Genomic DNA, 13381 nt, shown 5'->3' with positions numbered 1-13381 from the left:
AAGGCGCAAAGATACGCATAATAATTTTTCATTAATAGTATTCTTACAGTATCTTCTTGATACCAAAGCCTGCAGGTGCTATTATTTCGCCCCTCTCATATAGGTTGATATGCAACCGTTTAGGAACAGAAAGTCCTTCCCATGTTACTTCATATACATCAAGTAAACCGGCACCCATATTATTTTTTCCCGAAGGAAAAGGGCAGCAACTATCTACAAGTTCATAGGTTATAGGTTGCCCCTGTGGTCCTGATAATGCCCCAAAATATCGTTTTATATTAATATCGGCATTTTGTACAGGTAAAAAACCAAGATTTATAGGATAGTCAGGATCATACCCATATTTTTTATCGCTGCTTATTTCTGTAAGTTCAAATGTCTTTTCTTTTGTGAGCTTAGGCATGGGGGCTTTATCATCTATATTTTTAATAGTAAGCCGAGTGCTTATGCATGATGTTGCTAATATCAAAGTAAAGCAGGAAAGAAGCAGGTATTTTTTCATAGTAATTATTAATAGATACCAAAGTTATAAAAATATTGATTAAAGCTATAACGCAGTTATTTATGAATATATATCAAAGTGGTATTATCTGAGGGGGATATTTCCTATTTTTGTGAAAATTTATAGTTATGTATAGTTTTTATGGTACTTGGTCTTGGTATGTTTCGGGACTACTTATAGGGGTAATAATGCTCTTACTTATATATTTCGGAAAAACATTTGGAATGTCATCTAACTTGCGCACGATGTGCTCGGCTTTTGGAGCGGGAAAAAATGTATCCTTTTTCCGTTTCGATTGGAAAAACCAACGTTGGAATCTTGTTGTAGTACTGGGTGCTATGCTTGGCGGGTATATTGCTACTACTTACCTGAGTGATGGTAGCGGTGTTAACCTGAACCCGCAAACGGTAACCGAGTTGCAACAACTGCATATTGACGCTCCCGAAGGGAAATTATTACCAGATGCATTAGTAGGTACAGAAGCATTACAATCGCCTAAAATGCTTGCTATATTACTACTGGGAGGGCTATTAGTAGGCTTTGGTACACGCTATGCTGGCGGATGTACCTCTGGGCATGCCATTACAGGATTGAGTAACTTACAATTACCATCGCTTATAGCGGTAATAGGTTTTTTTATAGGAGGGCTTATTATGTCGTGGTTATTATTACCACTATTTTTTAATTAAGAAAACAAGACTATGAAATTTATAAAATATTTATTGGTAGGGTTAGTATTTGGTATTGTGCTTACAAAGTCAGAAGCCGTATCATGGTATCGCATTTACGAAATGTTTCATTTCCAGTCGTTCCATATGTTTGGTATTATCATGACGGCTATTGTAGTAGGAGTAGTGGGCATACAAATTATAAAGAGAGGAAAGGTAAAAGATATTACAGGACAGCCTATAAACATACCTGATAAAGAAAAAGGATTTACCAATTATATTATTGGCGGAATACTGTTTGGCTTAGGTTGGGGGCTTGTAGGTACTTGCCCAGGACCTATGTATATATTGATAGGCGCAGGTTTTTGGGGTATAGGTGTAGTGCTTTTAGGTGCTTTAGTAGGAACTTACCTTTATGGTGTTTTGAAAGATAAATTACCGCATTAACACTAAAGGAATGAACCCTAAACGCTTTTTAAAATACTATTTAACGATACTGTCTTCTGGTATTATTTTAATATACATACTATTTCCTTTAGTAAATACAATACGTACTCAATTTTCTAAAGAATATGAGGTCGCTTTGGATTACATTAAAGATAATAGTGATTTAGTACAGAAAATAGGACAAGTTAAAGATTTTGGAAACTTTCCACATACTGTGATTATAAAATACTCCGACGGTACAAAACAAACAAAAATAGAGACTAAAGTAATTGGAGAGAAATCAGAGATAGAAGTTGAAATCTATATGGAACAGGACTGGGAGAGAAAATGGGATGTAAAACAAATAATAATAAAAGATGAAAGTTAAATTAGTTAGGTTCTTGTATATATTAGCTTCATTAACAACTGTTTTTGCTCAAATCTGTATTAAAATTGTTCTCAATTACATTTTTAATGGAGATTATATATCTGCACTTTTTAATATTATGCCAATTTGGATTTTTGGATTTATGACTTTTCTTTTATTAAGAGGTATAGAAAAATTAGAAGGAGAAATAAAAAAGGATACTCAACAGAGCATCCTTTTTAGTAACTAACTTAAACAATAAAATAAAATTTTAATTCTCATAGACTTTTATATAGTCTATAATAAATTCCTGTGGAAATATTGTATCATCTACTTCAGGACCTCCAAAATTGCCACCTACGGCAACGTTTAGTATAAAATAGAATGGTTGGTCGTACGGCCATACTGCTTCGGTTTTACCTTTAGGCGCAAAAGTATATACAAGTTTGTCATCTACATAAAATTTAATATAGTCTTTCGTCCAATCTATAGCATAGGTATGGAAGCCTTCTTCTATATCTTCAAAACGTGTTTTTTTGGTATTAATTGTCTCACCATGACTGTCTTGTGTGTGTAATGATGTAAATACCATATCAGGTTCTTTACCTACATACTCTAAGATATCAATTTCGCCAGCCATAGGCCAACCTACTTGCTTTATATTACTGCCCAGCATCCAAAATGCAGGCCATATACCGTGTCCTGTAGGTATTTTGGCACGAGCCTCTATATAGCCATATTTAAACTCTTTTTTCTTGGCAGTAGTTATGCGAGTTGATGTATAGTTTTCACCATCTTTTTTTACGGTAATGGTAAGCAATCCGTTTGCTACCTTGTGGTTATCTTTAGTATATATTTGGCGTTCATTATTACCCCAACCGCAAATGTTAGGACAACCGTCGCCAAGTTCATACCTCCAAACCTGCTCATTTAGGGTAGTACCATCAAAGTTTTCTTCCCATAGTAGTTTACCTTTCTCTTTTTGTGCCTGCGCTGTTGCAATAACAACAATAAACAGGTGTAGTAATACTATTATTTTCTTCATATTATTTCGTATAAGTAAAATTGCTTTCTAGTGTAGCATCAGAGCTTCCGCCTACATACACTTTAAAATCGCCTGTTTCTGATTCCCATTTTTTATTAGCTGTATAAAAGGCAATAGTTTTTTCGTTTATAGTAAACGTTACTGTTTTAGTTTCTCCTGCTTTTATGGCTGTAAGTTCAAAACCTTTCAGTTCACGCACAGGACGAGTAACTGATGCATATAAGTCATGCAGGTACAGTTGTACTACCTCTTTACCATCGGTTTTACTAGTGTTTTTTACATCTACAGATATTGTTATGTTTCCATTAGTAGTCAATTTATCAGAGCTAATTTTTAAGTTAGAATATTCAAATGATGAATAGCTTAATCCATAACCAAAAGGGTAGAGGGGGCTATTATCAACATCATTATAATGCGACCAAAAAACGCTTTCGGGTGCTTCTTCAATTGGTCTACCTGTATTTTTATGATTGTAATAAATAGGTAATTGTCCCACATTACGAGGGAAACTCATAGGTAGTTTACCACTTGGGTTATAGTCGCCATAGAGTACCTGTGCAATAGCGTTACCGCTTTGTGTACCCAAGTGCCAAGCTTCTACTATAGCGGGTATATTTTCTGCTGCCCAAGGTATTGTTAACGGTCTTCCGTTGGTTAATACTAGTACAATATTAGGATTGGCTTTATATACTGTTTCTAAAAGTTCTTGTTGTACACCTGGTAGTCCTATTTCGCTACGACTTCTACCTTCACCTGTTTGTAGTCCGTGTTCGCCAAGTACCATAATAACCACATCAGCATTTTTAGCAGTATTTACCGCTTCGCTAAAACCGCTTTTATCAGTCATGTTTATTTTAGTTTCTCTTATAAACATTGGGTTACCTAGGGCTACATCGGCACCTTTAGCATATACTAGTTCATTACCATTATATTGCTTTAAACCTTCTAAAACAGAAACAGCAGTACCATCATCAGCACCGATTCTCCAACTCCCAAGCGGGCTTGTTTTATCGTTTGCCAATGCGCCTATTACGGCTATTTTTTGTCCTTGTTTTTTTAAAGGAAGTGTGTTGTTCTCGTTTTTAAGTAATACAATAGATTTTTTTGCCATATCTAGCACACCGTCATGAAATGCTTTTTTACCAATGGTTTCTTTTTCGCGGTTTTCATCGCAGTATTTATATGGATTATCGAATAACCCCAATTGAAACTTAACTTTTAGTATACGGCGTGCAGCATCGTTAACTTTTTCTTCGTCAACTTTACCTTCTCTTACCAAGTCGGCAAGGTGCCCTACATACCCGTAAGATTCCATATCCATATCAGATCCTGCATTGGCAGCATATTCAGCAGCTTGTTTTAAATCTTTAGCATAGCCATGATTTATCATTTCTGCCATAGAACCCCAGTCAGATACTATAAAGCCATCAAAGTTCCATTCGCCTTTAAGTATATTTCTTTGCAAGTAGGCGTTACCTGTTGCTGGTATACCTTCAAGCTCGTTAAAAGCATTCATAAAAGTAAGTGCTCCTGCATCGGCAGCCGCCTTAAACGGTGGGAGTATTATATTATGTAGTGTATTATCACTCACATCTACAGTATTGTAATCTCTGCCCGATTCGGCAAAGGCATATCCTGCAAAATGTTTAGCACAGGCAGCAAGGTTAAACTCGCTAAAATTACCCTGAAAACCATGTACTCTGGCAATGGCTATTTGGCTGCCCAAGAATGGGTCTTCCCCCGAACCCTCCATAACACGACCCCAGCGGGCATCGCGTGCTACATCTACCATAGGGGCAAACGTCCAGTTAAGACCCGAAGCTGCTGCTTCGGCTGCGCCTATTTCGGCTGATTTTTTTATAGCTTCCATATCCCAGCTAGCTGCTTCGGCGAGTGGTATAGGGCTTATTGTTTTATAACCATGAATAACATCGTACCCAAATAGTAGGGGTATGCCTAGTCGGGTTTCTTCTACGGCTATTTTTTGTAATACTTTTACATCTTTTACACCTCTTACATTGAGCATAGAACCTACCCATCCTTTTTTAAGATGGTCATATTTTTTTGCGGCTGCACCATCTTGTGGCGCAGGACCTGTAGCATCCCAAAAACCATTATATTGGTTCATTTGCCCTACTTTTTCTTCGAGGGTCATGAGGTTTAATACCGAATCTACTTTTCGATCTATGATTGATTGGGGTGCTGGTTTAGCTGTATTTAAAACATTTTTTTGTTTTGTTGTAGTACAGCTTAGTGTAACAAGTAAAGTTACAACTACAGCATATTTTGGGAAATTATATTTCATTATAATTTTTGAAAATATCAACGAGTAAGAAGATTGGATAAACCAACCTTCTTCTCATTGAAGTGTGAATTAGAAAAGATGCGAAAAAACTATTATTCTTGATATACTCTTACATAATCAACCTCCATACTAGATTCTGTAAACGAAGGGTCTATAGTACCACCAAAGCTACCACCCATTGCTACGTTGAATATTAGGAAGAAATCCCAATTGTATGGTACTTCGGGTGAGTTTGCAAAAGTTTTAAATTCATTACCATCTACATAGAATCGTATGAAGTTTGGACTCCAGTTAACAGTATAGATGTGAAACTCATCTGAAACGCCTTCTACAACTGTAGAGCTGGTGTTTGCATTACCAGCCGAATTGCCTGGGTAATGTAGTGTACCATGAATTGTGTTCTGGTCGTTACCTACATGTTCCATAATATCTGTCTCTCCACAAGCTGGCCAAGATATTGTTTGGTAGTTAGAACCCAACATCCATAATGCAGGCCATGTACCTCCACCTGTAGGCAGTTTTGCACGCATTTCTACTTTACCATAGGTAAAATCAAAGTTGTTGTGCGTGTTCATACGTGCAGAGGTGTAGTTAAATCCATTGAAAGCTTCCTGTTTTGCTGTAATTATAAGGTTTCCGCCTTGTACTACAGCATTTTCTGCGCGGTAGTACTGTGCTTCGTTATTACCCCAACCATTAGTACCATTACCTATTTCCATATTCCAGATAGTAGGGTCAGGAGCACCGTCAACATCAAATTCATCAGAGAATACTAAGTTATCATATACTGGTTCGTCATCAGAGTAAGGAGGTTGTGTTGTAAATATATGATACCAAGCTAAGCTAGCATCATTACCCATAACAGCTCTTACTGTCATTGTGTTTTCGGTTATTGATACTATTTCATAGGTATTTGTACCAATGTAGTACCCCATGAAGCCACCATCTGAAAAAGTCATTTGTGTACCTGTTGTTTCATATTGAGGTGTAATAGCATCTGCTGGACCTAATACGGCTATTTTTTCACCAGAAGTATCAAAAGGCTGACAAAGATCTGAAGATGAATCTTCGCCACCTACACTATTATAACTAGCATTAAAGAATGTTCTTCCTCCGTTATCAAGGGTATATTTTACAATCTCGCCATCTTGGGTAAATGTCAATACATTTTCATAAAGACAATCGCTATCTTCTGATCCTGCTTTTTCAAAAGGAGTTGCAGAATAGTAACTTGGCCATCCATTGTTTTCTGAACCATCATTAGGACCTACACCAATATGTCCAGCAGTCGCTGCTGCCCAGTACCATACTTTGCTTGCACCTCCAGTTAATAAGGCTACTGTTTCAGGATCATTAAAGTTACTTAGTACATCTTCTACCATAAAGGTTAAGCTACTAGCAACGCCACCTTTTCCGTAAGCGATAACGGTAACTTCATAAGAGTTAACACCATTGGTAGTAAACCTTTTGGTATACTCACCACTGCTTACTGTTACTGATGATTGGTCGGGGAAAATATATTTATAGCTTATTGCATTTTCTGCAGAGGCTTTTAATAGTACATTTCCTGAGCCATCTCCATTTGGGAATTCAACTGATTGCCCTATTATTTCGTAAGTTGCTTCTAAATTGGTTGGGGCATCTAAACTCCCAAATGTTTTATCGTCGTCCTGACAACTACTTACTAAAATAAGTAGCATAAGGCACTTTCCTATAATTGTTAATGTCTTTTTCATAGTTTTTAATTTGATAATTGTACATCATCAAAGTAGTATGATTCTCCTGTTCCGGAAACACCGAAGTTGAAGAAAAGTACTATTTGTTGATAGTTATTAGCATTATTTATACCTGAGAAATCAAATGTAATTTCTTCCCACTGGTTTGCAACGGTAGTTGTTGTTTGTACTTCTAAATCAAGAGCCGTATCATGCGGTTCCATATTTTCAAGTTTTATAAGTACTGGTATACCTGCTTGTGGCGACCATACTTTTACTTTTATTTGTTGCATTGTCGAAAAATCAATAGGTGCATCCATAGGTATGGCTATACCTGCCCAAGTTTCTGAACCTGCATTTTTTACAAATTCTCCTACATTAGCAGTTGTATTTATCCCTGAAGCATTAGGGTTGGCTATTTTATTACCTATTGCACCACCAAAGTTATTCCATGTAATGTCCTGAGTTGGGCTCTCAAAAGTAAGTGGAAGCTCTACAGGATCAGAACCATTAAAGAGTTCTATATCATCAAAATAATAAGTATCACCATTCCCTTCATTTCCTGCATTAAAGAAGATAACTATTCTCGAATAGGACTCAGTTAAACTAGCTCCTGAGAAGTCATATACAATCTCTTCCCATTCGTTAGCTACAGTAGTAGTAGCGATAGCAGCTTCATAAAAAATATTTGAATCATTAGCATCTTCTATTTTAATAATAACAGGTATTCCTGCCTCAGGCGACCATACTTTTATTTTAATATCATGCTCGTTGGCAGCAAAAGCTATAGGCTCATCAAGCGTTAAGAAACCACCTGTAAATACACCACTACCAGGCGTCATAGCACCTACTTTACTACTTGTATTAAAACCTGAAACATCAGGGTTATCTATTACTGCCGAAGCATTACCATTAAAATCAGTAATTGTATAGTTAAGACTTGCAACTTCGAATGTGATAGGTAATGTAAGCGGGTTATTGATAGTAACCTCTTCAGTATATACTGCAGTTGCAGCACCACCGCTATATGCTGTTACAGTAACTGTATAAGTGCCAATATCGCTATAGGTATGGTTTACTGTTTGCCCTTCATTAAACTCTACAGCTTCTTGCGCAGGATCTTCGCCATAGGTAACATCAAAGAATGTTTCATAATCAGCAGTTGCGCTCACGTTAATCTTTAATGGATTACCTAAAACAGTTACTATAGTTACATTAATGTTTTCAGGCGCAATAAAAGTCACCGTTAATGGTAATGTAACCTCAGTACTATTGCCTGTAACGCCATGTCCTACAATTGTTACATCATATTGTCCTTCGGTATAGGTATGTGTGGTTTTTTGTCCTACGTTTACAGCAGTAGGCTCTACAGTACCATCGCCATAATATACATCAAACCCAACAACTCCTTCACCATTAGGTGCAATAGTAACTAGTCCTGTATTGTCTTGCGAAATAGTGAATAGCGCTGATATGTTTTGTGGTGCCGGAGCATTATTTACAAACGATAAATCGTTTTCATCTTCACTACATCCTGCTAATATGCCAATAAACAGAATGCTGAATATTAATTTTAGTTTTTTCATATCTCTTATTTTTTAATAATTAGGGTTTTGTTCCCAGTTACCGTTAGAGAATTGTATTTCTTCTAGAGGTATAGGGAAAACTTCGTTTTTGCCTGTTGTGAAATTGTCAATTTCCTGTGCAGCTCTACCTGTTCTTACAAGGTCGAAGAAACGATGCCCTTCACCAAATAGTTCTCTTCTTCTTTCTTCTAAAATGAAGCTTAGTAATGTTTCGCCATTTGCTGTAAAATCGTGATCAGTATCGCCAAAAGCTCTTCTTCTTACTTCATTTACATATTGTCTTGCCTTAACATCATTACCAGATCTGTTAAAAGCTTCGGCTGCCATAAGTAGCACATCAGAGTAACGAATAGCTCTGTAATTGTTAGGGTTAGTAAGGTTAAGGTCACCAGCAGCCTGATCGCTTCTTTTTCTAGGGATGTATTTACGGTTAAAATAACCTGTGTTTTTATAACCAGGACCATAACTTACATTTACATCAGGGTCTATAGCCATGTTTTCGGCAATCCACTCTTCCATATTTAGTATCGTTACATCTTCTCTTAAATCGCCATCTTCAAAAATTGAAGCTCCTTCAACAGTTGGCACATTACAACTAAATCCTGATGTGAATAACGGTCCTTCATAGTTTCTAGGACCACTAAAACCTACGGCAACATTACCTTCTACACATTGTAGGCAATCAAAACTTGCACCTTCTACATCAGTATATTGTACTTCGAATACTGATTCGGGTCCGTTTTCACCTTCAAACTCAAATATTGAATTATAATCGGTTACTAAGCTGTAATTACCATCTGTAATTACCTGCTCTAAAATAGCAGCAGCTTCGCTGTATTTTCCGTCATATAAATAGGCTTTTCCTAGTAGTGCTTGTGCAGCACCTTTTGAAGCTCTTCCTATCTCTGGAGCTTGTATATCAAGATCCTCTATGGCTAATAAAAGATCTTCCTGAATACTTGCATATACTTCTTCTTTTGAAGAACGTGGTATAGAAGTTTCATCACCAAACTCGAATCTCGCATCGCCTTTAAGCGGAATACCGCCAAACCATTTTACTAGCTCAAAATGATAATATGCTCTAAGAAAACGAGCTTCGGCAATAATTTGGGCTTTACCCTCAAATTCGGTTTTATCTTTAAATTCTAATATATAGTTTGCTCTATTTACACCCGAGAACATCCAATTCCAGATATCTCTAAGATTAGCATTTACAGGTGTATGTATCATTAGGTCTACCTGTTGCCAGCCTATAACATCATTTGCACTTTCTCCTCCTGCGAGAGTGTTATCTGAAGCGATTTCGCCCATAATAACGTTAGGGTAAGAGGCATGCAAAAGATCATATGCGGCTATAAGCCCATTATAATAGTCTTCTTGTGAGTTAAAATAGTTTTCTGAAGCTATTTGGTAAACAATGTCTCTTTCTATAAAATCGTCACTACATGAAACTGTTGATGCGGTGAATATACTAAGAGCCATAACGGCTGTGATTATCTTTCTTTTCATTTCTTTTTAATTAAAAGTTAACATTTAATCCAAATAAGTATGTTTTCGGTACAGGATAAAAACCATAATCTATTCCTGATGATAATGGCTCTCCGCTTGATGCTCCAGGATCGTAACCTCTGTATTTAGTAAATGTATATAGGTTATTTACACCCGCATAAAGTCTTAGTTTAGAGATACCTGCTTTTTTAGTAAAATCAGGATTTATAGTATATCCTAGTTGTATGTTTTGTATTCTTAAATAAGAGGCATCTTCTACATAATAGCTAGAGAATACATTATTTGTAGTTGCAGATGTTGTAACTCTTGGTACGCTGTTACTTGTACCTTCTCCTGTCCATCTGTCTAATGTATAGTTAAGCCTATTTACATCGTTTAAAGTTCTTTCGTAATTTCTTACCATGTCATTACCTAAAGAAGCAAAAGCATAGCCAGTAAAATCGAACCCTTTATAGTTAAGTTGTATATTAAAACCCATGGTAGCATCTGGTATTGGGTCGCCAATGTTAGTTCTGTCATCTGGAGTAATTACCCCATCACCATTTACATCTACAAACCTAATATCTCCTGGTTGTGCAGGTGCACCAAGCTCTGTTTGCGAAGGGTGTGCGTCTACTTCTGCTTGATTTTGGAAAATACCATCCATTTGATAGCCATAGAAATAACCTATTGGCTGTCCTGCTTCCATACGAGTAGCAGTACTACTTAAACCAAAATTTCCGCCATCTACAAATCCAGTACCGTTGTTAACTTCGGTAACCTCATTGTGTAAGAAGGTTACATTATATCCTAATTTATACGTAAAGTCTTCACCAATCTGGTCTTTATAATTTAGACCAAGTTCAAAACCTTTATTTTCTACCGATCCTGCATTAGCTGTAGGATTTTTACCACCAGGACCATATGTTCCTAGTATTCCTGATACAGGTATATCTGTTATTAATAGATCTTTCTTTTTATCGATAAAATAATCGGCAACAATACCTATTTTATTATTTAATAACTGTATATCAAGACCTACATCAAATTTTTGAGATTTCTCCCAAACTAAATCAGGGTTTGGGAGCCTACCTATTGCAAGACCGTTAACAAGATTTCCGTTAAGTACATATGTTGCTTCGCCATCTAGCAAGCCTACATATTGGTTATCTCCATAACGATCATTACCTAGTATACCGTAACTGGCTCTTAATTTTAAGAAGTTAACTACTGTATTGGCTTTATAAAAACTTTCGTCTGATATTATCCAACCTCCAGTTACAGAAGGGAAGTAGGCAACACGATTATTAGGACCAAAACGTGTAGATGAATCTCTCCTTAACATTCCAGATAATAAATATTTACCTTTATAATCATATTGTACTCTGGCAAAATAAGAAAGTCTTCTTTCGTCATATTTATATGAATTGGCAGTTTTAGCTTCAGAGTAACCTGTAGTAAGCCCTATATCGGCAAATTGCCAAGAGTTATTAGGAACATCAAAACCAGTTGCAAATACTGCTTCGCCAAAGGTTTTATATATAGTAGTACCTAATGTAGCTTCAAAATTATGAGTATCGTTAAATGATTTCTTGTAGTTTATGAATGCATCAAAGGTATAGTCGTTATCATTTATACTTTTTTGCTCTACACTACTCCTTACATTGTCAAACACTTTACCTCCATAGGAAACTTCTTTATTGAATATTCTTTCGTTTGAGTTTAGTGTATTAAAACCTATACGAGCTGTAGCGGTTAAATTTGATATTATTTCGTAATCTAAACCGAAAGTACCGCTAAACTTTCTATAGTCATAGTCATTAAAAGTATTATCTATTTGTGCCAATGGGTTAATTATCTCATTACCAAGATTACTACCTGGCATTGTAGCGTCTCCTGTAGGTAATACTGTAAAATCGCCATTTTCATCATAAGGAGAGTAAATAGCAGGGGTATTAATAGCGTTAAATAATACAGACCCCAATGCATTTTCATTAAACGACTGTCTATTTACATCAGTATAAATTACGTTAGTATTTAGTTTTAGGTCTTCTAATAAGTCTGCTGTCATACCTATACGAAATGTATTACGATCAAAGTGCGACTTGCTGCCTCCTACAATACCATCTTGATCGAGATTAGAGGCACTAATACTGTAAGTTACTTTATCGCCACCACCTGTTGCATTGATGTCATGACTTATAATAGGTGCACCAGTATCAAATACTTCATCTTGCCAGTTGGTTCCCACTCCTAAATTCGAAACGTTAGGGAAGGGTAGAGGCTGTCCGCCATTTGCATAACTTTCATTTAAAAGTAAAGCGTACTCTGTAGCATTTAACAACGGTAATTTTCTAGATGTTTCTTGTAAACCTATATAACTGTTATAGCTAAGACTAAGTTTAGTGTTTTTCTTTCCTCTTTTTGTAGTAACAAGTACTACACCATTAGCCCCAGCAGTACCATATATAGCAGCTTGTGCATCTTTAAGTACAGTAATGTTTTCTACATCATTAAAATTAATATCGCTAAGTTGCCCTATATAACCATCTATTAATACTAATGGAGATGAGTCATTATTAGAAGATATACCTCTTATTCTTATATCTAACCCAGCACCAGGTGCTCCAGATTGTGTAGTAACATTAACACCACTAACAGTACCTTGTAGTGCCTGTTCTATTTTTATAGGTTTTAAGTCCTTAATAGTTTCAGAGCTTACTACACCTACAGCTCCGGTAATATCTCTTCTTTTTTGGCTACCATAACCAATAACAACCACTTCATCAAGTGTTTGAATGTTTTCGGTCATAATTATTGTGATGGATTCGCTAGAGGTGATGACCTTTTCAGCATTGTTAAAACCTATAAAATTAAACACTAGTGTAGAACCTGATGGTACTGATAGAGTAAAATTACCATCAATATCTGTTACTGTGTTTAACGCGGCATTTTTAACCGTTACGTTTACTCCGGGCATAGGCAACCCGGTTGCCGCTTCATTTACCGTACCACTCACCTCGATGCTCTGGGCAAAGCAAAAAGATGAGATTAGCATAAAGGCAATTAAGAATAGTTTTGACTTCATATGAAATTGTTTTTTGTGATTATATAAAAATATGACACAATATTTTAAACAGATGAAAAAGAACCTTTACAAAAAATATACAATCCGTAATTTTTTGAAAGTTTTTTTAAAATAGCAAGACTACATCACTATTAACAGTCTTTTAGGGGACTTTATAAGTTACATAAAATAATTACGAAAACCTTGTAAAT

At 36.1% G+C, this 13381-nt stretch carries 10 protein-coding genes; 3 read left to right on the top strand and 7 right to left on the bottom strand.

The window, feature by feature from the left end; all coding sequences use genetic code 11:
- Nucleotides 1-43 precede the first annotated feature (43 nt).
- Nucleotides 44-502 carry a 2-dehydro-3-deoxyphosphooctonate aldolase gene (locus DVK85_RS11765; protein WP_114678625.1) on the bottom strand — a complete coding sequence of 153 codons (459 nt, stop codon included), beginning with the start codon at nt 500-502 and terminating at the stop codon, nt 44-46.
- Nucleotides 503-630: 128 nt separating this feature from the next.
- Here DVK85_RS11765 and DVK85_RS11760 point away from each other — a divergent pair, with 128 nt between their 5' ends.
- From DVK85_RS11760 to DVK85_RS11750, 3 genes are read left to right on the top strand one after another with little or no spacing between them, the layout of a single operon-like run.
- Nucleotides 631-1191, top strand: a complete 561-nt coding sequence (locus DVK85_RS11760; RefSeq protein ID WP_114678624.1) for a YeeE/YedE family protein — start codon at nt 631-633, stop codon at nt 1189-1191.
- Between the two features lie 12 nt (nt 1192-1203).
- A complete protein-coding gene (locus tag DVK85_RS11755; protein WP_114678623.1) occupies nt 1204-1617 on the top strand; it encodes a DUF6691 family protein in 414 nt (137 codons plus the stop codon).
- 10 nt (nt 1618-1627) lie between these two features.
- Nucleotides 1628-1984: a hypothetical protein gene (locus DVK85_RS11750; RefSeq protein ID WP_114678622.1), complete on the top strand. Its 357-nt coding sequence runs from the start codon at nt 1628-1630 to the stop codon at nt 1982-1984.
- Between the two features lie 250 nt (nt 1985-2234).
- On the opposite strand, the gene DVK85_RS11740 is transcribed toward DVK85_RS11750, so the two are convergent.
- The 6 genes from DVK85_RS11740 to DVK85_RS11715 form a co-directional block, all read right to left on the bottom strand.
- Nucleotides 2235-3008, bottom strand: coding sequence for a glycoside hydrolase family 16 protein (locus tag DVK85_RS11740; protein WP_114678620.1), 774 nt, complete (start codon nt 3006-3008; stop codon nt 2235-2237).
- A 1-nt stretch (nt 3009) separates the two neighbouring features.
- Nucleotides 3010-5313 (bottom strand): beta-glucosidase BglX, encoded by a 2304-nt coding sequence (bglX, locus tag DVK85_RS11735; RefSeq protein WP_114678619.1) that lies wholly within the window; start codon nt 5311-5313, stop codon nt 3010-3012.
- A gap of 92 nt (nt 5314-5405) precedes the next feature.
- On the bottom strand, nt 5406-7049 hold the full coding sequence (locus DVK85_RS11730) for a glycoside hydrolase family 16 protein (protein WP_114678618.1): 1644 nt from the start codon (nt 7047-7049) through the stop codon (nt 5406-5408).
- Nucleotides 7050-7054: 5 nt separating this feature from the next.
- Nucleotides 7055-8614 carry a hypothetical protein gene (locus DVK85_RS11725; RefSeq protein WP_114678617.1) on the bottom strand — a complete coding sequence of 520 codons (1560 nt, stop codon included), beginning with the start codon at nt 8612-8614 and terminating at the stop codon, nt 7055-7057.
- Nucleotides 8615-8626: 12 nt separating this feature from the next.
- Nucleotides 8627-10123 carry a RagB/SusD family nutrient uptake outer membrane protein gene (locus DVK85_RS11720; RefSeq protein WP_114678616.1) on the bottom strand — a complete coding sequence of 499 codons (1497 nt, stop codon included), beginning with the start codon at nt 10121-10123 and terminating at the stop codon, nt 8627-8629.
- A 10-nt stretch (nt 10124-10133) separates the two neighbouring features.
- A complete protein-coding gene (locus tag DVK85_RS11715) occupies nt 10134-13190 on the bottom strand; it encodes a SusC/RagA family TonB-linked outer membrane protein (RefSeq protein WP_114678615.1) in 3057 nt (1018 codons plus the stop codon).
- Between the last annotated feature and the right edge of the window lie 191 nt (nt 13191-13381).

This window comes from Flavobacterium arcticum (assembly GCF_003344925.1).
In the GTDB taxonomy this organism is placed as follows: domain Bacteria; phylum Bacteroidota; class Bacteroidia; order Flavobacteriales; family Flavobacteriaceae; genus Flavobacterium; species Flavobacterium arcticum.
This window is presented reverse-complemented; position numbering and strand designations above follow the sequence as displayed.